18 protein-coding genes are annotated in these 22,068 nt (G+C 73.4%); 11 read left to right on the top strand and 7 right to left on the bottom strand.

Annotated features, from left to right (window positions below; all coding sequences use genetic code 11):
• Positions 1-21 precede the first annotated feature (21 nt).
• From wecB to glgC, 3 genes are all read right to left on the bottom strand, one after another.
• A complete protein-coding gene (wecB, locus tag ACFYON_RS20905) occupies positions 22-1,146 on the bottom strand; it encodes a non-hydrolyzing UDP-N-acetylglucosamine 2-epimerase (protein WP_355094512.1) in 1,125 nt (374 codons plus the stop codon).
• 216 nt (positions 1,147-1,362) lie between these two features.
• Positions 1,363-3,006 carry a phosphoglucomutase (alpha-D-glucose-1,6-bisphosphate-dependent) gene (gene pgm, locus ACFYON_RS20910; protein WP_355094510.1) on the bottom strand — a complete coding sequence of 548 codons (1,644 nt, stop codon included), beginning with the start codon at positions 3,004-3,006 and terminating at the stop codon, positions 1,363-1,365.
• Between the two features lie 34 nt (positions 3,007-3,040).
• Positions 3,041-4,273: a glucose-1-phosphate adenylyltransferase gene (gene glgC, locus ACFYON_RS20915; protein ID WP_354867315.1), complete on the bottom strand. Its 1,233-nt coding sequence runs from the start codon at positions 4,271-4,273 to the stop codon at positions 3,041-3,043.
• 93 nt (positions 4,274-4,366) lie between these two features.
• On the opposite strand from glgC, the gene glgA reads away from it, so the two are divergent.
• From glgA to glgB, 5 genes are all read left to right on the top strand, one after another.
• The gene (gene glgA / locus ACFYON_RS20920; RefSeq protein WP_355094508.1) at positions 4,367-5,578 is read left to right on the top strand and encodes a glycogen synthase; all 1,212 of its coding nucleotides are present in this window, start codon (positions 4,367-4,369) and stop codon (positions 5,576-5,578) included.
• A gap of 53 nt (positions 5,579-5,631) precedes the next feature.
• The gene (locus ACFYON_RS20925; RefSeq protein WP_355094507.1) at positions 5,632-6,555 is read left to right on the top strand and encodes a class I SAM-dependent methyltransferase; all 924 of its coding nucleotides are present in this window, start codon (positions 5,632-5,634) and stop codon (positions 6,553-6,555) included.
• Positions 6,537-7,382: an SDR family oxidoreductase gene (locus tag ACFYON_RS20930; RefSeq protein ID WP_357706930.1), complete on the top strand. Its 846-nt coding sequence runs from the start codon at positions 6,537-6,539 to the stop codon at positions 7,380-7,382. The genes ACFYON_RS20925 and ACFYON_RS20930 overlap by 19 nt, the downstream gene beginning before the upstream one ends.
• Positions 7,383-7,482: 100 nt before the next feature.
• Positions 7,483-9,585 (top strand): maltotransferase domain-containing protein, encoded by a 2,103-nt coding sequence (locus tag ACFYON_RS20935; RefSeq protein ID WP_355096078.1) that lies wholly within the window; start codon positions 7,483-7,485, stop codon positions 9,583-9,585.
• Positions 9,573-11,681 carry a 1,4-alpha-glucan branching protein GlgB gene (glgB, locus tag ACFYON_RS20940; protein ID WP_355096076.1) on the top strand — a complete coding sequence of 703 codons (2,109 nt, stop codon included), beginning with the start codon at positions 9,573-9,575 and terminating at the stop codon, positions 11,679-11,681. The genes ACFYON_RS20935 and glgB overlap by 13 nt, the downstream gene beginning before the upstream one ends.
• 61 nt (positions 11,682-11,742) lie before the next feature.
• Here glgB and ACFYON_RS20945 read toward each other — a convergent pair whose 3' ends face one another.
• Entirely contained in the window at positions 11,743-12,786 is a 1,044-nt protein-coding gene (locus ACFYON_RS20945; RefSeq protein WP_354867328.1) for a phosphatase domain-containing protein, read from the bottom strand.
• A 118-nt stretch (positions 12,787-12,904) separates the two neighbouring features.
• On the opposite strand from ACFYON_RS20945, the gene ACFYON_RS20950 reads away from it, so the two are divergent.
• From ACFYON_RS20950 to ACFYON_RS20965, 4 genes are all read left to right on the top strand, one after another.
• Entirely contained in the window at positions 12,905-14,509 is a 1,605-nt protein-coding gene (locus ACFYON_RS20950; RefSeq protein WP_357706935.1) for a hypothetical protein, read from the top strand.
• A gap of 22 nt (positions 14,510-14,531) precedes the next feature.
• A complete protein-coding gene (gene yaaA, locus ACFYON_RS20955) occupies positions 14,532-15,329 on the top strand; it encodes a peroxide stress protein YaaA (protein ID WP_354867332.1) in 798 nt (265 codons plus the stop codon).
• A gap of 109 nt (positions 15,330-15,438) precedes the next feature.
• Positions 15,439-16,086 carry a hypothetical protein gene (locus ACFYON_RS20960; RefSeq protein WP_355097117.1) on the top strand — a complete coding sequence of 216 codons (648 nt, stop codon included), beginning with the start codon at positions 15,439-15,441 and terminating at the stop codon, positions 16,084-16,086.
• Between the two features lie 89 nt (positions 16,087-16,175).
• Entirely contained in the window at positions 16,176-17,099 is a 924-nt protein-coding gene (locus ACFYON_RS20965; RefSeq protein WP_387187912.1) for a TAXI family TRAP transporter solute-binding subunit, read from the top strand.
• Positions 17,100-17,106: 7 nt separating this feature from the next.
• Here ACFYON_RS20965 and ACFYON_RS20970 read toward each other — a convergent pair whose 3' ends face one another.
• Positions 17,107-18,552, bottom strand: coding sequence for a sensor histidine kinase (locus ACFYON_RS20970; RefSeq protein ID WP_387189127.1), 1,446 nt, complete (start codon positions 18,550-18,552; stop codon positions 17,107-17,109).
• A gap of 10 nt (positions 18,553-18,562) precedes the next feature.
• The gene (locus ACFYON_RS20975; RefSeq protein WP_354867341.1) at positions 18,563-19,219 is read right to left on the bottom strand and encodes a response regulator transcription factor; all 657 of its coding nucleotides are present in this window, start codon (positions 19,217-19,219) and stop codon (positions 18,563-18,565) included.
• A gap of 84 nt (positions 19,220-19,303) precedes the next feature.
• Between ACFYON_RS20975 and ACFYON_RS20980 the strand changes: the two genes are divergently transcribed.
• Positions 19,304-19,642, top strand: a complete 339-nt coding sequence (locus ACFYON_RS20980) for a DUF952 domain-containing protein (RefSeq protein ID WP_354867343.1) — start codon at positions 19,304-19,306, stop codon at positions 19,640-19,642.
• A gap of 64 nt (positions 19,643-19,706) precedes the next feature.
• A complete protein-coding gene (locus ACFYON_RS20985; protein WP_354867346.1) occupies positions 19,707-20,249 on the top strand; it encodes an acyltransferase in 543 nt (180 codons plus the stop codon).
• A gap of 54 nt (positions 20,250-20,303) precedes the next feature.
• Here ACFYON_RS20985 and ACFYON_RS20990 read toward each other — a convergent pair whose 3' ends face one another.
• Positions 20,304-22,052, bottom strand: coding sequence for a CDP-glycerol glycerophosphotransferase family protein (locus ACFYON_RS20990; RefSeq protein WP_354867348.1), 1,749 nt, complete (start codon positions 22,050-22,052; stop codon positions 20,304-20,306).
• Between the last annotated feature and the right edge of the window lie 16 nt (positions 22,053-22,068).

Below are 22,068 nucleotides of genomic sequence, written 5' to 3' on the forward strand. Positions count from 1 at the left end.
CCGCGGCGGCCGCCCGAGACGTCAGCGGCGGATGCCCGCCCAGTCGTGATGACGGCGGACCGTCGAAAGGATGAAGTCCACCACCCGCCGTGAGGTGTCGGCGACCCGGTAGTCGGCCGGGCAGGGCACCCCCTCCGCCGTCACCTGGTCGACCACCACCCGGACCGCCTCCACCACGCCCGCCGGGTCGAGCCCGGTCATCACGATGCCCCCGGCGTCGAGCGCCTCGGGTCTCTCGATGGAGTCGCGCAACGTCACCGCCGGGAAGCCGAGGATGGCGGCCTCCTCGCTTACCGTGCCGCTGTCGGAGAGCGTGCAGCGCGCCTGCCGTTGCAGGCAGACATAGTCGATGAGGCCGAACGGCTCGTGGAAGGCGATGCCCTCCAGAACGGTCGGATCGAGGGCGAGAGCCTCCAGCCGCTTACGGGTTCGCGGATGGGTCGACACCAGCACGGGCAGCCCCCACTCCTCCTGGACCGCCCGAAGGCAGTCGAGCAACCGGTTGAGCCGGTCCGGCCGGTCGACATTCTCCTGCCGATGCGCGCTGACGAGGAAATATCCGCCGGGTGACATGAGCAGGCGATCGAGGATCGTGGACCGGTCGATGTCGGGCAGATAGTGCTCCAGCACCTCCCGCATCGGTGAGCCGGTGTGCAGGATCCGACGGGGATGCAACCCCTCGGCCAGCAGGTTCCGGCGGGCGTGTTCGGTGTAGACGAGGTTGAAGTCCGCGACGTGGTCCACCAGCCGCCGGTTCGTCTCCTCCGGCACGTTCAGGTCGAAGCACCGGTTGCCCGCCTCCATGTGATAGACGGGAATCCGCATCCGCCGGGCCATCAGTGCGGCGATACAGCTGTTCGTGTCGCCCAACACCAGCAGCGCGTCCGGACGGACGTCCGCGATGGCCTGCTCGACACCGGTCAGCACCCCGGCGAGGACCCGTCCGAGCGAAGAGGTGTCCACATTCAGGTAGAGGTCCGGCTGGCGTAGGCGCAGCTCGGTGAAGAAAATCTCGGAAAGTGCGGGATCCCAGTTCTGGCCGGTGTGCACGAGCACGTGCTCGACGGTCCGGTCCAGCCGGTCGAGCACCCGAGCCAGCCGGATGATCTCCGGCCGGGTGCCGACCACCGTCATCACGCGAGTCATCCGTCTCCCATCCGTACCGACAATCGGCACTTGCCGCCGCTGTCGCCTCAACGAGAGATCCTCGACGGAGTTACTCCGAGGTCCTGGACGCTGTGGTGAGCTGTGCCGGTGGCGGGATACCTGTTCGGACTGCTGCCCGACCAGCTCCGGGACTGTTGCCGGACGGGTTGCGGGAGCACCTCAACCGCCGGGAGCTGCCCCGCCCCGATGACCCGGTCAGGCGGTGGCGAGCACGCCGTCGACGAGGGCCTTGGCCTCCTCCTGGATCCGGGCCAGGTGCTCCGGGCCCTGGAACGACTCGGCGTAGATCTTGTAGACGTCCTCGGTGCCGGACGGGCGGGCGGCGAACCAGCCCGACTCGGTGGTCACCTTCAGGCCGCCGATCGCGGCGCCGTTGCCGGGCGCGGTGGTGAGGATCGCGGTGATCGGCTCGCCGGCCAGCTCCGTGGCGGTCACCTGCTCCGGCGAGAGCTTCGCGAGCACGGCCTTCTGCGTCCGGTCTGCCGGGGCGTCGATCCGGGCGTACGCGGGCGCGCCGAAGCGGCCGGCCAGGTCGGCCCAGTGCTCGCTGGGCGTACGGCCGGTGGTGGCGATGATCTCGGCGGCGAGCAGGCAGAGCAGGATGCCGTCCTTGTCGGTGGTCCAGGTGCCGCCGTCGCGGCGCAGGAACGACGCGCCGGCGCTCTCCTCGCCGCCGAAGCCGACGGCGCCGTCGAGCAGGCCGGGCACGAACCACTTGAAGCCGACCGGCACCTCCAGCAGCGGGCGGCCGAGGTCGGCCGCCACCCGGTCGATCATCGAGGAGGAGACGAGCGTCTTGCCCACCGCCGCGGCCGGACTCCACCGCTCCCGGGTACGGAACAGGTGGCCGATCGCCACGGCCAGGTAGTGGTTGGGGTTCATCAGGCCACCGTCGGGGGTGACGATGCCGTGGCGGTCGGCGTCGGCGTCGTTCCCGGTGGAGACGGCGTAGTCGTCCCGGGCCGCGATCAGCGAGGCCATCGCGTTCGGCGACGAGCAGTCCATCCGGATCTTGCCGTCGCCGTCGAGCGTCATGAACCGCCACGTCGGGTCCACGAGCGGGTTGATCACGGTCAGGTCGAGGCGGTGCCGGTCGGCGATCTCCCCCCAGTACGCCACGCTCGCCCCGCCCATCGGGTCCGCGCCGATGCGCACCCCGGCGTCGCGGATCGCGTCGATGTCCAGCGCGGCGGGCAGGTCGTCGACGTACCGGGCGAGGAAGTCGTACCCCCCGGTGGTGCCGGCGGCACGCGCCCGGGCGTACGGGATGCGTCTCACCTCCTTGAGCCCGGCGGCGAGGATGGCGTTCGCGCGGTCCTGGATCCACTTCGTGGCGTCGGTGTCGGCGGGCCCGCCATGGGTGGGGTTGTACTTGAACCCGCCGTCGGACGGCGGGTTGTGCGACGGGGTGATCACGATGCCGTCGGCGAGGCCGCTGGTCCGCCCCCGGTTGTGGGTGAGGATGGCGTGCGAGACGGCGGGCGTCGGGGTGTAGCCGTCGCGGCTGTCGCGCAGCACAGTGACGTCGTTCGCGGCGAGCACCTCCAGCGCGTCGGCCTCGGCGGGCGCGGAGAGTGCGTGGGTGTCCCGGCCGAGGAACAGCGGCCCGGAAAGGCCCTGCTCGCGCCGGTAGTCGCAGAGCGCCTGCGTGACAGCGAGGATGTGGTCGGAGTTGAAGGCGTTGCGCAGGCTGGACCCGCGGTGCCCGGAGGTGCCGAAGGAGACCTGCTGCGCCGGGTCGTCCGGGTCCGGGTGCTCGGCGTAGTAGGCGGTGACCAGCCGGGGCACGTCGACCAGATCGTCGGGCTGCGCGGGCTGGCCGGCACGGGGGTGGGCCACTGCGGGATCCTCCTCGGGAAAGCCGTGGGACTGCTCAGGGTTCGACGCGCTGGCCCTTGCCGATGACGACGACGCCGTTGTCGGACACGGTGTAGCGCTGGCGGTCCTTCTCCAGGTCGACGCCGATCTCGGCACCCTCCGGGACGTGGACGTTCTTGTCCAGGATCGCGCGCCGGACGACAGCGTGGCGGCCGATCTGGACACCCTCCATCAGCACCGCGCCGTCGACGTGCGCCCAGGAGTGGACCTTCACCTTCGGCGACACGATCGAGTTCTCCACCAGCGAGCCGGAGATCACCGAGCCGGGCGAGACCATCGAGCTGACCGCGCGGCCCACCCGCTCGCCCCAGGCGTGCACGAACTTGGCGGGCGGGTACGGCGGCTGCTCGGTGTAGATCGGCCACTCGAAGTTGTAGAGGTTGAACACGGGGTGCACGTTGATCAGGTCCATGTGCGCGTCGTAGAACGAGTCGAGCGTCCCCACGTCCCGCCAGTAGCCGCGGTCGCGGTCGGTGCTGCCCGGCACCTCGTTGTCCTTGAAGTCGTAGACGTTGGCCTCGCCGCGCTCGACGAGCATCGGGATGATGCTGCCGCCCATGTCGTGCTTGCTGGTCTTGTCCGCCGCGTCGCGCTCGACCGCCTCGCACAGCGCGCGGGTGGTGAACACGTAGTTGCCCATCGAGGCGTAGATCTCGTCCGGCGCGTCCGGCAGCCCGACCGCGTCGGTGGGCTTCTCCCGGAACGCGCGGATGCGCTTGCCGTCCTGGCCGACCTCGATCACGCCGAACTGGTCGGCAGTCGACAGCGGCTGCCGGATGCCGGCCACCGTCACCCCGGCGCCGGAGGCGATGTGATCCTCGACCATCTGCCGGGGATCCATCCGGTAGATGTGGTCGGCGCCGAAGACGATCACGTAGTCCGGCTGCTCGTCGTTGATCAGGTTGAAGCTCTGGTAGATCGCGTCGGCCGAGCCGGCGAACCACCACGGGCCGCGGCGCTGCTGCGCGGGCACCGGTGTGACGTAGTTGCCCAGCAGCGTCGACATCCGCCAGGTCTTGGTGATGTGCCGGTCCAGGGAGTGGGACTTGTACTGGGTCAGCACGACGATCTTGAGGAAGCCGGCGTTCGCCAGATTCGACAGGACGAAGTCGACCATCCGGTACATCCCGCCGAAGGGGACGGCAGGCTTCGCCCGGTCGGTGGTCAGGGGCATCAGGCGCTTGCCCTCCCCGCCGGCCAGGACGATCGCGAGCACCTTGGCAGCCATGCTCAGACGCTATCCACCTGGAACCGACTTCACCACTCGGACGCCCACACTTGCGACCGCGTACGATGTGGCGCTCTGCACTAGGGTGCGGGCATGGCACCGATGCGCGTCGACCTGCTCACCCGCGAGTACCCGCCGGAGGTGTACGGCGGCGCCGGGGTGCACGTCGAATACCTCGCCCGCGAGCTGCGCCGGCTCGCCGACGTGCGGGTGCACTGCTTCGGCGCGCCCCGCGACGAGCCGGGCGTCACCGCGTACGCCGAACCGGCCGCGCTGGCCGGCGCGAACGCCGCGCTGCGGGTGATGGGCGTCGACCTGGAGATGGCCGCCGGCACGACCGGCACCGACGTGGCGCACAGCCACACCTGGTACGCCAACCTGGCCGGGCACACCGCGAAGCTGCTGCACGGGGTGCCGCACGTGGTGACCGCGCACAGCCTGGAGCCGCTGCGGCCGTGGAAGGCCGAGCAGCTCGGCGGCGGGTACGCGCTCTCCTCCTGGTGCGAGCGGACCGCGTTCGAGGCGGCCGACGCGATCATCGCGGTCAGCGAGGGGATGCGTCGCGACGTGCTGACCGCGTACCCGGCGGTGCACCCGGACCGGGTACGCGTGGTCTACAACGGCATCGACACCGCGCAGTACGCCCCGGACCCGGGCACCGACGTGCTCGACCGGCTCGGCATCGACCCGGGGAGGCCCAGCGTGGTCTACGTCGGGCGGATCACCCGGCAGAAGGGCCTGCCCTACCTGCTGCGCGCCGCCCGGGACCTGCCCGCCGACGTCCAGCTGGTGCTGCTCGCCGGCGCGCCGGACACCCCGGAGATCGCCGCCGAGGTGGAGGGCCTCGTGGCGGAGCTGCGGGAGAAGCGCTCCGGAGTGGTCTGGGTGGCGGCGATGCTGCCCAAGCACGAGGTGATCCAGGTGCTCACCCACGCCACGGTCTTCGCCTGCCCGTCCGTGTACGAGCCGATGGGCATCGTCAACCTGGAGGCGATGGCCTGCGAGACGGCGGTGGTGGCGACCGCCACCGGCGGCATCCCCGAGGTGGTGGCCGACGGCGAGACCGGGCTGCTGGTGCCGATCGAGCAGGCCGGCGACGGCTCCGGCACGCCGCTGGACCCGGAGCGTTTCGTGGCCGACCTGGCCGCGCGGATCAACGAGCTGCTGGCCGACCCGGAGCGGATCGCGGCGTTCGGGGCGGCCGGGCGGCGGCGCGCGGTGGAGCACTTCTCCTGGGACGCGATCGCCCGCCAGACGATCGAGGTGTACCGCTCGGTGGGGGTGCAAGGAGGGGCCCCTTCTTAACGCCTCCGGTAGAGGAAGGGCCCCTTCTTAACGGGTGCGGTTAGGGTCGCCGGATGCCGGATGCGATCTTCGCCCATCCGCGCCTCGCGCCGGTCTACGACGCCTTCGACTCCGACCGGGACGACCTGGCCGCCTACCTCGCGCTCGCCAGTGAGCTGGGCGCGCACACGGTGCTCGACGTGGGCTGCGGGACCGGGTCGCTGGCGGTCCTGCTGGCCCGGCACGGGCACGCGGTCGTCGGCGTCGACCCGGCCGAGGCGTCCCTCGACGTCGCGCGGGCCAAGGACGAGGCCGGCACGGTCCGCTGGATCCACGGCGAAGCCGCGGCGCTGCCTGCGCTCGACGCCGACCTGGCCACGATGACCGGGAACGTGGCGCAGGTCTTCCTGACCGATGCCGACTGGGGACGGACGCTCCAGAGCATCCACGCCGCGCTCCGACCGGAGGGGCATCTCGTCTTCGAGACCCGGCGTCCCGACCATCGCGCCTGGGAGGAGTGGGCGACGGATACCGGCCCGGTCGTCCGACCCGTCCCGGGCGTCGGACGGGTGGAACGGCGTTTTCGGGTCACCGCGATCGACCTGCCGTTCGTCTCCTTCCGCTTCACCTACCGGTTCCTGGCCGACGGGGCAGTGGTCACGTCGGACTCGACGCTGCGGTTCCGCGAGCGCGACGAGGTCGAGTCGAGCCTGACCGCCGCCGGATACCGGGTGCTCGACGTGCGGGAGGCGCCTGATCGCCCCGATCGGGAGTTCGTGTTCGTCGCGCAGCGGACGAGCTGGACGCGGAGCCAGCACCCGCGGGTGGTACGGGGCGTCGCCGTCGTCGGCCGGCCGCCGGTTATTGCCGCCGATTTTTGTCGCGATCGTCGCACCCGGCGCCGCCGGGCGTGCCAGCATCCGGCAAGACGCACGAGGCCGGCCCGGACCGGCCGTCGGCGAAGCGGAGAGGAACCGACATGGGTACGTACGCGGTGACCGGCGCGGCCTCGGGCATGGGCCGGGCGTCCGCCGAGCGGCTGCGGCGCGACGGGCACACCGTCGTCGGCGTGGACCTGCGGGACGTGGAGGTCGTCGCCGACCTCTCCACGCCGACCGGGCGCGCGGCGGCGGCGACCGAGGTGCTGGAGCGCGCCGGAGGGCGGCTCGACGGGGCGGTCTGCGCCGCCGGGCTCGGCGGCATCCCCGGCCGGGACCCGCTCGTGCAGCAGGTCAACTTCTTCGGCGTGGTGGAGCTGCTCGAGGCGTGGCGACCGGCGCTGGCCACCGCCGGCAACAGCAAGGTCGTGGTGTTCGGCTCGAACTCCGTCACGCTCACCCCGATGGTGCCGGAGCGCGCGGTGCGGGCGCTGCTCGACCGCGACGCCGGCAGGGCGCTGCGCGTGGTGGGGCGCTTCGGCAAGCGCTCGGCGCCGTTCGCGTACGCGAGCTCGAAGCTGGCGGTGACGCGGTGGGCACGCCGCGCCGCGATCTCGCCGGAGTGGGCCGGCGCCGGCATCCGGGTGAACGTCCTGGCCCCCGGCATCATCGCCACCCCGCTGCTGGAGGAGCAGATCGCCCGGGGCGAGAAGGGGGCGGTCGAAGGGCTTCCGGTGCCGATCGGCGGGCGCGGCAGGCCGGCGGACGTCGGCGAGTGGGTCGCGTTCATGCTGTCGCCGGCCGCCGACTTCCTCTGCGGTTCGGTGATCTTCCTGGACGGTGGCTCGGACGCCTACTTCCGCACCGACGACTGGCCCGTCTCCACCGGGCCGGCCGGGGTGCTGCGCTACATGCGGCGTGCCCGGGCGTGGCGGGCCCGGCACTGACCCGGCAGGCCCGCCCACCCGGGCACGGGCGCGTCCGGCGCGTCGCCGTGGAAGCAGGCGCAACCGAGCGCGAGAGGATCTCGCGCAGTAGGTTGAGCGGGTGACTGGACGGTTCCCGATCGAAGACGTCTCCCCCGTCGTCTCCTGCGGTCGCTACCCGGCCAAGGCAGTGGTCGGCGAGGTCGTGCCGGTGTCGGCGCGGGCCTACCGCGAGGGCCACGACGCGCTCGGGTGCAACGTGGTCTGGCTCGGCCCGGACGGCGCCGCCCGCCCGTTCACCCGGATGCGCTCCGGCGAGCCCGGCCAGGACCGCTGGCACGCCACCATCCGCCCGGACGCGGTGGGTCTGTGGCGCTTCGCCGTGGAGGCGTTTCAGGACCCGTACCTCACCTGGCAGAACGCGGTCACCAAGAAGCTCGCCGCCGGCCAGGGCGCGGCCGAGCTGGCGAACGACCTGGCCGAGGGCGCGCGCGTGCTCACCGCCGCGCTCGACCTGGTGCCGAGGGCCGACCGTGATCGCGTACGCGAGGCCGCGCGGGCCCTCGCCGACGACGGCCTGGACCTGCCGCGGCGGGTGAGCGGGGCGCTGGATCTGGCCGACCTGCTCTGGGCGTACCCGGTGCGCGAACTGGTCACCACCGGCGACGAGCGCACGCTGTGGGTGGACCGGCCCCGGGCGCTCTTCTCCGCCTGGTACGAGTTCTTTCCCCGCTCCGAGGGCGCGATCCCGGCGACCGTGGACGCGCCGGCCCGTTCCGGCACGTTCGCCACCGCCACGGAGCGGTTGCCGGGTGTCGCGGCGATGGGCTTCGACGTGCTCTACCTGCCGCCGATCCACCCGATCGGCCGGGTCAACCGCAAGGGCCGCAACAACGCGCTCACCGCCGGGCCGGACGACGTCGGCTCCCCGTGGGCGATCGGCGCGGCCGAGGGCGGCCACGACGCCATCCACCCCGACCTGGGTACGCCGGAGGACTTCCGCGACTTCGTCGTCGCCGCCGCCGAGCAGGGGCTGGAGGTGGCGATGGACCTGGCGTTGCAGTGCGCGCCGGACCACCCGTGGGTCACCGAGCACCCGGAGTGGTTCACCACCCGGGCCGACGGCAGCATCGCGTACGCGGAGAACCCGCCGAAGAAGTACCAGGACATCTACCCGGTCAACTTCGACAACGACCCCGACGGCATCCGGGCCGAGGTGCTGCGGGTGGTGCTGCACTGGGTGGGCGAGGGCATCCGGATCTTCCGGGTGGACAACCCGCACACCAAGCCGTTCGACTTCTGGCAGTGGCTGATCGCCGAGGTCAAAGCCGTCGACCCGGACGTGCTGTTCCTGGCCGAGGCGTTCACCCGGCCGGCGATCATGCACGGGCTCGGCAGGATCGGCTTCACCCAGTCGTACACCTACTTCACCTGGCGCACGACGGCGGCCGAGATGCGGGAGTACTGCGAGGAGCTGATCGAGGCGGCCGACTACATGCGGCCGAACTTCTGGCCGAACACCCCGGACATCCTGCACTCCTCGTTGCAGCACGGCGGTCCGCCGATGTTCAAGATCCGGGCGGTGCTGGCCGCGCTGCTGTCCCCCTCGTGGGGCATGTACGCCGGGTTCGAGCTGTTCGAGCACGTCGCGCGGCCGGGCGCCGAGGAGTACCTGGACAACGAGAAGTACGAGCTGCGCCCCCGGGACTGGGACGCCGCGCTGGCGCAGGGCCGCTCGCTGGCGCCGTTCATCACCACGCTGAACCGGGTACGCCGGGACAACCCCGCCCTGCACCAGCTGCGCAACCTGCGGTTCCACGACATCGACAACCCGGCGCTGTTGTGCTGGTCGAAGCACGACCTCCAGACCGGCAACACGGTGATCGTGGTCTGCTCGTTCGACTCCCGCGCGGTGCAGTGGGGCAACACCACGCTCGACATGCCGGAGCTCGGCATGGACTGGCACGAACGGTTCACCGTGCGCGACGAGCTGACCGGCGCCGAGTACGACTGGGGGCAGCGCAACGCCGTACGCCTCGACCCGTACCTGCAACCCGCGCACGTGCTCACCGTGCGCCGCCCGGCCGCGCCCGATCCGGCGCAGTCGGTCGCACCGGAGACGGCCGCGCCCGACCTCACGGTCGAAGACGTACCCGCCGACCTCTCCGGCGGCACCGCCCCGACCGCACCGGCCGACAAGGACGACACCCGATGGACCAGTTGATCGCCGGCGAGGTACACGACCCGCACGCCGTGCTCGGCGCGCACCTCGCCGACGGGAGCACCACGATCCGGACGCTGCGCCGGGGCGCGGGCGAGGTGACGGTGCTCGCCGACGGCGACCGGCACCCGATGAAGCGGTTGCACGACGCCGGTGTCTTCGAGGCGGTGCTCCCCGGCGAGGTGCTCGACTACCGGGTCGAGGTGGACGGCACGACGTACGACGACCCGTACCGTTATCCGCCCACCCTCGGAGACCTGGACCTGCACCTGATCGGCGAGGGCCGGCACGAGCGGCTCTGGTCGGCGCTCGGCGCCCGGGTCTTCGACGAGGGCGTCGCGTTCACCGTCTGGGCGCCCAACGCGCGCGCCGTGCGACTCGTCGGCGACGTCACCGGCTGGGCGCCGGACGACGGATGGCCGATGCGGTCGCTCGGCTCCAGCGGCGTGTGGGAGATCTTCGTACCGGGCCTGCCGGTGGGCAGCCGCTACAAGTTCCGCGTCCTCGGCGCCGACGGCCGGTGGCGGGACAAGGCCGACCCGATGGCCGCGCGCACCGAGGTGCCGCCGGCCACCGCGTCGGTGGTGCACGAGTCACGGTACGAGTGGGGCGACGCGGACTGGCTCGCGCGCCGGTCGCGGCAGGCGCCGCACCAGGAGCCGATGAGCGTGTACGAGGTGCACCTGGGCTCCTGGCGACCCGGCCTCGGCTACCGGGAGCTGGCCGAGCAGCTCACCGCGTACGTGCTGGAGATGGGCTTCACCCACGTGGAGTTCCTGCCGGTGATGGAGCACCCGTTCGGCGGCTCGTGGGGCTATCAGGTCACCGGCTACTACGCGCCGACCGCCCGGTTCGGCGACCCGGACGACTTCCGCCACCTGGTCGACCGGCTGCACGCCGCCGGGATCGGGGTGATCCTGGACTGGGTGCCGGCGCACTTCCCCAAGGACGAGTGGGCCCTCGCGCGCTTCGACGGCACCCCGCTGTACGAGCACCCCGACCCGCGTCGCGGCGAGCACCCCGACTGGGGCACGTACGTCTTCGACTTCGGCCGCAACGAGGTGCGCAACTTCCTCGTCGCCAACGCGCTGTACTGGCTCGACGAGTTCCACATCGACGGGCTACGCGTGGACGCGGTGGCCTCGATGCTCTACCTGGACTACTCCCGGTCCGATGGGCAGTGGGCCCCGAACGTGCACGGCGGCCGGGAGAACCTGGAGGCGATCGCGTTCCTCCAGGAGGTCAACGCGACCGTCTACCGGCACCACCCGGGCGTGCTGATGATCGCCGAGGAGTCCACCGCCTGGCCCGGCGTCACCAAGCCGACCTCCGAGGGCGGGCTCGGATTCGGGTTCAAGTGGAACATGGGCTGGATGCACGACACCCTGCTCTACACCTCGAAGGACCCGATCTACCGGCAGCACCACCACCATCAGCTGACGTTCTCGCTGGCGTACGCGTGGAGCGAGAACTACCTGCTGCCGATCAGCCACGACGAGGTGGTGCACGGCAAGGGCTCCCTCGCGGGCAAGATGCCCGGCGACACGTGGCAGCGGCTGGCCACCACGCGTGCCCTGCTGGCGTACATGTGGGCGCACCCGGGCAAGCAGTTGCTCTTCATGGGCTGCGAGCTGGCCGACGACCGGGAGTGGAGCGAGGAGCGCGGCCTCGACTGGTACCTCACCCACGACCCGGCGCGCGCGGGCGTGCAGCGCCTGGTCGCCGACCTGAACCGGGTCTACCGGGACACCCCGGCGCTGTGGGCGCAGGACACCGACCCGGCGGGTTTCCGCTGGATCGCCGGGGACGACGTCGCCAACAACGCGGTCTCGTTCATCCGGATCGCCCCGGACGGCCGGACGCTCGTGTGCGTGGCCAACTTCTCCGCCACACCGCTGGAGGACTACCGGATCGGCCTGCCGGCCGCCGGGACGTGGGCCGAGGCGCTGAACACCGACGCCCACCACTACGGCGGTTCCGGCGTGGGCAACCTGGGCGAGGTGCACGCGGAGAACACCCCTTGGCACGGCCTCCCGGCGTCGGTCTCCCTGCGGGTCCCCCCACTCGGCGTGCTCTGGCTGACGCCCCGTCGATCATGAGCTTGACGACACTTGTGGATCTCCACAAGGCCGTCGACCTCATGATCGACCGCGTGGGGGGTCAGACCAGGTCGGCTTCGCGGAGGAGCTTCCATAGGCCGGCGCCGTCGGGGGCGCTCAGCCACTTCTGGCCCACCGGGCCGGACGACGAGGAACGCTCTCCGGGCGCGGGCAGGCTGCCGGCCAGCACCGACTGGGTCGGCGACAGCTGCCGGATCGCCACCCCCGCCACGTTGTCCGGGTGCGCGGCGGCGAACTCCCGGTAGATCTCCGGGTCGTGCTGCCCGTCGTCGCCGATCAGCAGCCACCGCACCTCGGGGAACTCCCGGGACAGCCGGGCCAGCGTGGCCCGCTTGTGTTCCCGGCCGCTGCGGAACCACCGGTCCGCCGTCGGACCCCAGTCGGTGAGCAGCAGCGGCCCGGCCGGGTAGAGGTGCCGGGACAGGAACCGGGTGAGCGTGGGCGCGACGTTCCAGGCGCCGGTGGACAGGTAGAAGACCGGCGCGCCCGGGTGGGCGGTGGCCAGCCGCTCGTACAGCACGGCCATGCCGGGCACGGCGTTGCGGGCGTGCTCGTCCAGCACGAACGTGTTCCACGCGGCGAGCAGCGGCCGGGGCAGCGCGGTCACCATGACCGTGTCGTCGATGTCGGAGAGGATGCCGAAGCGCACGGCCGGGTCGAGGACGCGGACCAGCGCCTCCACCGGTTCGGCGTCGGCGACGCTGAGGCGTACGCAGCCCCAGCCGGGGGTGAAGTCGGCCTCGATCACGGCGTCGACGAAGCCGCTGCGGTCGGCGGTCACCTCCTGGCGCACGCCGTTGGCCTCGATGGTCACCCGGACGTGCTTGGCGGGCAGGGTGGCGAAGCTGCGCCAGCCCCGCACCTTGTCCAGCCGGCCCCGCCGCCGGGTGTCCGGACGCCCGAGCAGCACCCGGCAGAGCACGCGCGCCCAGCCCGGGGCGCCGTAGCCCGCGTACGCGACGATGTTGGGCTGCCACCCGGTGCGCCGCAACCGGCGCTCCACCAGGCCGTGCACGGCGTCCTCGAAGCGCGCGGCGCGGTGCAGTTGCGGGACGGCGAGCTGGTCCGGTGGTGTGGGCGGCACACGGCAACAGTGCCACAACCCGCCCGGCCCGGCCACGCGAGTGATCCACGCCGATCCGCCCCGGGCCCGGCCGCCGCCGTGACAGACTGCGGTCGGGACGACGACGGGGGCGTTGGTCGTGTCGACGACGAAGCAGGACCCGGTACGGCCGCGTCCGGACGCGCCGGCGCTGGTGGCGCTGCTGCTCGGCGTCGCGGGTGTCGGCTACCGGCTGGTGCTGACGCTGTTCACGGTGCCCGCGTCGAACAGCGACGAGGCCACGTTCGGCCTGGCCGCGCTGCACATCGCCGAGCGCGGTGAGCGGCCGGTCTTCCTCTACGGCCAGCGCTACATGGGCGTGCTGGAGTCGTACCTGGCCGCGCCGCTGGTCGGCTGGGCCGGGCCGAGCTGGCCGCTGCTGCGGCTGCCGCTGCTCGCGCTCTTCGCGGCCTTCCTGTGGCTGGCCTACCGGCTGACCCGCCGCCTGTTCTCCCCGTGGCTCGCCGTCGTCGTGGTGGGCCTGCTGGCGCTCGGCTCGGAGCGGGTGGTCCGCGACCAGCTCACCGTGGTCGGCGGCCGTCCCGAGGTCAAACCGGCGGTGCTGGCGATGCTGTTGATCGCGGTGGCCCTCGGCGACCGGCGGGTCCGGCACCACTGGCTGGCCACCGGCGCGTTCGGGCTGCTCGCCGGGCTGTCGCTGTGGTCGGACTGGCTGATCGCGCCGTACCTGCTGGTGGCCGCCGTGGTGCTCGCAGTGGCGGTGCCCCGGGATCTGATCGGCTGGCCGGGTGTGCTGCTGGTGGCGGGCTTCCTGGCCGGGATCGTGCCGGTGATCAAGGACAACCTCGTCGCGCCGCCCGGGCAGGACTCGCTGTCGGTGTTCCGCGAGATCAGCACCAAGGAGGGGGTCGCGCCGTCGCTGGCCGAGCGGCTGCGCGGCGGGCTGCTGGAGGGCGTGCCGCTGGCGTCGGGCCTGTGCCCGATGGACGGCTGCGCACGCTGGGCGCAGTGGTTCGGCGTGCTCTATCCGGTGCTGCTGGTGGCCGCCGCCGGGCTCGGGCTGCGCGCGTACCGCCGGGCCGCCGACCACGCCGCGCGGGTCCGGGCCGTGGCGATCCTCGCCCTGGTGGTGGGCGCGGCGCTGACGCTTCTGGCATACGTGCGCAGCCCGCTCGCCGCGACCGACCCGCTCGGCAACGCCCGCTACCTGTCGGTGCTCCAGATTTCGCTGCCGGCCGTGCTGTGGCCGCTCTGGCTGGCCGCCGCGCACGCGCTGCGGGGCGCCGCCGGACGGTCCGCCCGGCTCGGCGGCGCCACCGCGGCGGCGGTGCTGGCCGGGCTGACCGCCGCCACGATCGCCGGCACCGTGGCGTTCCTGGCCGGCGTGCCGGCGGTGCGGGACGAGGAGCGCACGGCCCGCCGCCTGGCCGACACGGTGCGGGCCGCCGGGCTGCGCGAGGTGTACGCGGACTACTGGATCTGCAACCGGTTGATCTTCAACACCGGGGAGACGGTCGCCTGCGGGGTGCTCGACGGCGCGCTCACGCCGGGGCAGAACCGCTATCCGGCGTACTGGCAGCGGGTGGCGCGCGCTGCGCGGCCCGGGTACGTGCTGGCCGTCGGCTCCCCGGCCGAGCGCACGCTGCGGCGGCTGCTGGGCGACCGCGCCGACGCGGCGATGGTGGCCGAGGTGGGCGGCAGTCGCGTGTACCACCCCGACCGTGCCGTGCGGCCGTGGCGCTGAACCCGGCCCGTACGCTGTGCCGATGCTCATCCTGCTACCCCCGTCGGAGGGGAAGGCCGAGGCCGGCACCGGCCGCAGGCTGGACCTGTCCCGGCTGTCCCTGACCGAGCTGAACCCGGCCCGGGAGGCCGTGCTGGCCGCGCTCGTCGACCTGTGCGCCGGGCCGGACGAGACGGCGGCCCGGAACGCGCTGGGCCTGACCGAGGGACAGCGCGGCGAGCTGCGGCGCAACGCCCGGCTGCGGGAGGCGGCCACCGCACCGGCCGGACGGCTCTACACCGGGGTGCTCTACGAGGCGCTGGGCCTGGACACGCTGCCCCCGGACGCGCAGCGGGCGGCCCGCCGCCAGGTGCTGATCAGCTCCGGCCTGTGGGGCGCGGTACGCCTCGCCGACCGGATCCCGCCGTACCGCTGCCCGATCGGGGCGCGGCTGCCCGGGCCGGGGGCGCTGTCGGCTTACTGGCGGGTGGCGCTCGGCCCGGTGCTGGAGTCCGCCGCCGGGCGTGGCCCGGTGCTGGACCTGCGCTCCGGCGCGTACGCGGCCACCTGGACGCCGCGCGGCGCGCTCGCCGAACGCACGGTGACGGTGCGGGTGCTGCACGAACGCACCGTGGACGGCACGCCCACCCGGTCGGTGGTGAGCCACTTCAACAAGGCCACGAAGGGCCGGCTGGTGCGGGATCTGCTGCTCACCGGCGCCCGGCCGCGCACCGCCGACGCGCTGGTGGGCGCGTTGCGGGAGCTGAAGTACACGGTCGAGGAGGCGCCCCGGGCGGCCGGCCGGCCCCGGCAGGTCGACCTCGTGGTCACCGAACTCTGAGGCGCGGGCTTCCCGCAAATTTTGCTCAAGGCTCGGGCGCAGCGGTTCCCGGCCCGGCGCTCGGGGGCCACGGTAGAGGCACCCCGAATCTGACCGAGGAGCCGCGCCGATGCTCACCACGCTGCTCGACCGCCCGCGCACGTCGCCACCGCCGCTGGCGTGGCTGCCCCTGACCGACGCCTTCGAGATCGCCTGCATGATGCGCTGCACGCCGCCGCCGGCCGCCGGCGTACGCCGGCTCGACTCCGGACCGCACCGGGTGGGGATCGCCGAGTTCAACAGCGAGGACGCGGCACACCGGATGCGGCAGCTCCTGGGCCGCCTCGACGTGCCGGTGGAGCACGATCTGACCACCGGTGGCCTGCGCCGCCGCTACGAACTGCACCGGCTCTCGGTGCCGCAGGAGCACCGGGCGGCGTACGCGAATCTGCTGACCACGGGCTGGCGGCAGGGCCGCCGGGAGCTGCTCGGCGGGCCGTTCCCCGGCGCCTCGGCGGCGCGGCGACTGTGGCGGCCCCGGCTGGCCGCGGCGGCCTGGCGGGCGGCGCTGCTCGCCGGCGGCCGGCACGTACGCCGGCACTGCCTCGGCATCCGGCTCGCCGACCGCGACCTGGCGGCGGTGCTGGTACGCGGCGCCGCGCTGCTGGACGTGCCGGCGGCGCTGCGGCCCGGCTCGGGCTGCTTCCTCGTGGTGGTGGCGAACGGCGAGCACCGGAACCGGATCACGGAGAGCGCGGAGCTGGCCCCGGCGAGCTGACCGGTGCACGGGCGGCAGGGTGCCCGGTCCGGGCTTGCGCGGCGACGGGTGCACGGCGCAGAGTGCAGCCCGTGAGCCGACACTGGCCTGTGCGCGCCGCCGCCCCGCTCGTGCTGGTGCTCCTGCTCGTCACCGGGCCTGCCGGGTGCCGGGACGAGCCGTCCGAGCCGACCCGCATCCGGATCGCGACCGGCAGCCCCACCGCCGTCTACCACGCCTTCGGCAAGTCGCTCGCGGCGCTGCTCAACCGGGAGTTGCCCGGCGTGCGGGCCGAGGTGGTGGTCACCGCCGCCTCGGCGCAGAACGTCCGGCTGGTCGGCGCCGGGGAGGCGGAACTGGGCTTCACCCAGGCCGACGTGCTGCCGCCGCGCGAGCCCGCGCATCCGTCGGTGCTGGCGGTGGCCCGGGTCTACGACGACCTGCTGCACCTGGTCACCCGCGCCGGCGGGCCGATCCGCACGCTCGGCGACCTGCGCGGCCGGCGGGTGTCGGTGGGCGCCGACGGCTCCGGCACGGAGATCACCGCGACCCGCCTGCTGGCGGTGGCCCAGCTCGACGGCGACCGGATACGCCAGGAGCACCTGGGGCTGGACGACTCGGTGGCGGCCCTGCGGGAGGGACGGATCGACGCGTTCTTCTTCTCCGGCGGGCTACCCGTGCGCGGCGTCGCCGACCTGGCCCAGCGGACCTCGCTGCGGATCGTCGACCTGGGCGCCTGGACCGAGCCGCTGCGCCGGGCGTACGGGCAGGTCTACGTGACCCGGGACGTGCCGCGCTCGGTCTACCGGGCCGACCCGGTCAGCACCGTGGCGAACCCGAACTACCTGATCGTCCGCGCCGGCCTGCCCACCGCGCTGGTGCGGGAGGTGACCCGGCTGCTGATGGATCGCCGGCAGGAGCTGGCCGCCGCCCACCCGGCGGCGGGACGGATGAGCCCTCGGTCGGCCATCGTCACCACCCCGCTGCCGCTGCATCCGGGCGCGGCGCAGTGGTATCGCGACGCGAAGCCCTGACGCCGGGTCAGCGCCGGGCCGGCTCGACGGCCTCGTGCGGCGCGACGGCCCCGGGCAGGTCGACGACCGCGGGCGGGTCGTCGGCGGGCGCCGGGAACCACAGCTCGGCGACGAGGCCCCGGGGCTCGCCCTGACGCATGGTGAGCCGGCCGTCGGAGGCGTCCACGAGCACCGCCGCGATGGTCAGGCCGAGACCCACGCCGTCCACGTTCTGCGCGTCCGGCGCCCGCCAGAACCGCTCGGTGGCCTGGTCGAGCTGACTCGCCGTCATGCCCGGACCGGTGTCGCTGACCGTCAGCACCGTCCCGCCGCCGCCGCCGGCGCGTACGGTCACCGTCACCTCTCCCCCGGTGCCGCTGAACTTCACGGCGTTGTCGATCAGGGCGTCGAGCGCCTGGTCGATGGCGGTCGGCACGGTCCGGGCGTACACCGGCGCGTCTTCCACGTCGAGGCGGAGCGCGACCTCGCGGTGCCGGGCCAGCGGCAGCCAGGCCGCCACCCGGGAGGCGGCCGTGGCGGTGGCGTCCACAGTGACCCGCTGGTTCTCCTCCCGCTCGGCGCGGGCCAGGGTGAGCAGCGCGTCGAGCACAGTGGCGAGCCGGTCGGTCTCCTCCAGCGCCAGCCGGTGCTCGGCGCGTCCGTCCGGGTCGGTGAGGTTGGGACCCAGTTCCTCCACCCGCAGCCGTAGCGCGGTGAGCGGGTTGCGGAGCTGGTGGCTGGCGTGCGCGACGAAGGCGCGTTGCCGGTCCATCACGTCGGAGACCGCGTCGGCCATGTCGTTGAAGCTGGTCGCCAGCCGGCGCAGTTCGGGCGGGCCGAGCCGGGGGCGGACCCGCGCGGTGCGGCGGCCCTCGGCGATCTCGTGGGTCACCGCGTCCAGTTCGGTGACCGGGCGCAGCACCCAGCCAGCCAGCCCGAACGCGGTCGAGACGCAGGCCAGCACCGCCAGCAGGCCGATGCCGGCCAGCAGCAGCCACCACAGGGCGACGGAGCGGCGCACCCCGTCCGCCGGGCTGGTCGTGACCACGGCGCCGAGCACCTCGCCGCCGTCGTTGATCGGCACGGCCGTCACCACCGGCGCGCTGTCCCAGGGCCAGACCGACTCCGGGCCGCTGAACTGCTGTCCGGAGAGCGCGGTGTCGAGCGCCGGGCCGGCGCCCTCGTCCGGCTCCCAACCGGAGGAGGCGACCACGGTGCGCCGTTCCCGGTCGACCACCGCCGCGCCGATGCCGTACAGCGCCTCGTAGGCGGCCAGTTCCCCGTCCAGCGGGCCGGGACTGCCACCCCGCAACGCGGGCCCGGCCAGCGAGGCGAAGCGGGTGGCGTCCGCGAGGCGGTCGGCGCGTACCCGGTCGGTCTCCCGGGTCGCGAGGGTGGCCGCCAGCGGGGTCTCCAGGGCGAGCAGGACCAGCACCATCAACAGCAGGTAGCTGATCACCAGCCGGCGGCGCACGGGCCCCTCCTCACGCGTCGCGGAGCCGGTAGCCGACCCCGCGTACGGTCTCCACCAGCGTCGGGTCGCCGAGCTTGCCGCGCAACGACCCGACGTGCACCTCGACGGTGTGCCGGTCGGCCCAGGTGGTGCCCCACACGTCGAGCAGGATCCGCTCGCGCGGCACCGCCACCCCGGGCTGGCGGGCCAGGGACAGCAGGATGTCGAACTCCTTACGGGTGAGCGTGACGTCCCGGCCGGCCACGTTCACCGTCCGGCCGCCCACGTCGATGCGGACCGTGCCGGCCTCGATCAGGTTGCGTTGCGGCGCGGTGTGCGCGGCCCGGCGCAGCACCGCCTCGATCCGTGCCTGCAACTCCACCATGGAGAACGGCTTCACCACGTAGTCGTCCGCGCCCAGCCGCAGCCCCAGCACCCGGTCGCGTTCCTCGCCGCGCGCGGTGACCGCGATGATGCCGAGCCGGCTGCTGCGCCGGCGCAGCTCACGGCACACCTCGGTGCCGTCGCCGTCGGGCAGCCCCAGGTCGAGCAGCACCAGGTCGCAGGGCGCGGCGGAGAGCGCGGCGGCGACAGTCGCGGCGTGTTCCACCTGGTAGCCGCGCCGGCTCAGCGCGGACGACAACGCCGCGGCGACCCGGCGGTCGTCCTCGACCAGGAGGATCCGCACCCGCGCCTCCCTCCGCTCGACGTGTTGCCCTGCGAATGGTGGCAGACGCGCCGCCGGGACGCGAGGCCGCTCTAGGCTGCTGCCGTGATCTACAAGATTCTCTCCGACGACGAGTGGGCGCAGGCGCGGGTGGACGGGCGGTTCGCCGGCACCGCGATGGACCGGCAGGACGGCTACGTGCACCTGTCCGCCGCCGGCCAGGTGGTGGAGACCGCACGCCGGTTCTTCGCCGGGGTCACCGGTCTGACCCTCCTCGCGGTCGACGAGGCCCGGCTCGGCGACGCGCTGCGCTGGGAGGCTTCGCGCGGCGGCGCGCTGTTCCCGCACCTGTACGCGGCGCTGCCGGTGGACGCGGTGGCCGCCGCGCATCCGCTGCCGGCCGACCGGCCCGCCGCCGACGCGGTGGCCGAACTGCTCGGGTGAGCGCTCGTTATGCTGCGTCGAGCCCGCCCGACGGCGCGACGCGCCCTGCATGATGCGAGTTGAGATGACTGACAGCAACGACCGGTCCGCCTCCGTCTTCGTCCACCCGACGGCCGACGTGGAGTCCGGCGCCCAGGTCGGCGACGGCACCAAGGTCTGGCACCTGGCGCACATCCGGTCCAGCGCCCAGGTCGGTGCCGGCTGCGTGATCGGCCGCAACGTCTACGTCGACGCGGGCGTCACCGTCGGCGACCTGGTGAAGATCCAGAACAACGTCTCGGTCTACCAGGGCGTGACCATCGAGGACGAGGTGTTCGTCGGCCCGTGCGCGGTGTTCACGAACGACTTCCGCCCGCGCGCACAGAACCCGGACTGGACGATCACCCCGACGCTGGTCCGCCGGGGCGCCTCGATCGGCGCGAACGCCACGCTCGTCTGCGGCATCGAGGTCGGCGAGTACGCGATGATCGCCGCCGGCTCGGTGGTGACCCGCGACGTCAAGCCGTACCAGCTGGTGGCTGGCAACCCGGCCCGCCCGAAGGGCTGGGTCGACGCCAAGGGCGAGGTCGTCTCCCGCGACGTCGACAACTCGCCGCACCAGGGCTGAGCAGCGAACGGGGCGACGACCGCGCCGGTCGTCGCCCCGTTCCGTCGGTACGCGTCAGCCGCAGAGCCGGCCGATCTCGTCCCGGAACCGGTCCATCGGGTTCGACCCGGCCGGACCGAGCAGGTATTCCTTCAGCTCCCGCCGCGCCCCGGTCAGCGGGTCGTCGCCGGCTCGGGTCACGTCGAGGATCTTCGCCAACTCGCCGCAGTCCGCCGAGAGCAGGTACGCCGCCCGCGCGGTCGGGAACTGCCGCCGGAACTCGTCCTCGGGCAGACCGGCCGGGTTGGCCACCACGTACGGCCGCTCGCTCTGCACGAAGTCGGAGACCACGCTGGACACGTCGCTGACCAGCAGGTCGGTGACGTTGAAGCAGTCGAACAGCCCGGGCGTACGGCCGGTGACCACCAGGTGCGCGGCGCCGTCCAGCGCGGACGGATCGGTCTCGCCGCCGGCGGCCTTGATCCGGGCCACGATCCGCTCGTGCACGGCCCGGGCCTTGGGCGAGCGCGTCCCGGTCAGCGGGTGCGGCTTGTAGATCACCCGCACGTCCCCGGCGGCCAGCAGGCCGGACACGATCCGCTCCCCCATCAGCACGAGCGACGTGTGGTACGGGTCGTCGTCGAGCCAGCCCTCCCAGGTCGGCGCGTACAGCACCGTGAAACGGTGGTCGGCGGCGCCGGAACCGAACGTGTGCACCCCGGCCAGCTGCGGGCGGCCGACCTCCACGATGTCGCGGTCCAGCACGCCGACGTCGGCCCGGGCGTACCGTTCCCGCCCGGCCGGCCCGGCCACCCAGACCTCGTCGTACACCTTGCTGTACGGGTTCACGCTCGCCTGCTTGTCGCTGTCGCCGTGGCCGACGAAGACGTGCTTCACGCCCGGCTCCCGCAGCAGGTGGATGTTGGCGCCGACGTTCGCGGCGTACAGCGCCACGCGCAGCGAGCCCAGGTCCAGATTCATGAAGTCGACGCCGGCCGGCACGCAGATCACCGGCAGCCGGGTGTCGGCGAGCTGCTCGAACGCGTCCGCGGCGCGCAGCAGCACGACGGCGCGACGGTCGGTCGCCTCCACCGGCGCGAGCCACATGTTGGCCTGGTAGACGTCCTTGGCCGGGCCGGCGAAGTAGAGCGCCACCTCGGGCCGTTCCCGGGCCATCCAGTCGTGCACGGCGGGCAGCACACCCGGGGCCCTGCCCCGGCCGCGCAGCGCGGTGAGCGCCAGCACCGCGGCGGTGACCAGGCCGGCGGCGAGCGTGGCCAGGCCGGTGACCACCACCGGGGCGACCCGGTCGAGCGCGGCGGCCACCACTGCGGCCGGCACCAGCAGCACGTTCAGCAGCGGCATGCGCAGCCCGGCCAGCTGCCGTGCCCAGGCCGGCGGCACCGGAACCCGCCGCAGCGCGCCGAGGTCGATGTTGCGGGTGTACGCCGGGGGGTCGACCCGGCCGTCGATCACCTTGGTCACCGCGTTGGTGGCGACGGCCACCGTCCACAGCGCGGCGGGCAGCAGCAGGACGGCAACGGTGCCGGCCACCCCGGGTCGCACCGTGGCGACCACGAGCAGGACGACCGACAGGTCCCGCACCAGCCGCCGGAAGATCTCGCCGAGACCGGCCTTGTCGAGCAGCGTGGCGGTCCCGGTGTGCCGCCCGGCCAGGGCCAGTTCACCGGCGACGGCGACCACCGCGGCCACCGCGTACGGGACCACCAGGCCGAGGACTCCGGCGAGGACCATGACCGCGTAGCCGAGGAGCGTCGCGCCGACCGCGGCGAGACCCTGCTGGCTGCGTACTCTGCTGAACAACGACACGCTCCCTGTC

This window comes from Micromonospora sp. NPDC005686, from assembly GCF_042871665.1.
Taxonomy (GTDB): Bacteria; Actinomycetota; Actinomycetes; order Mycobacteriales; family Micromonosporaceae; genus Micromonospora.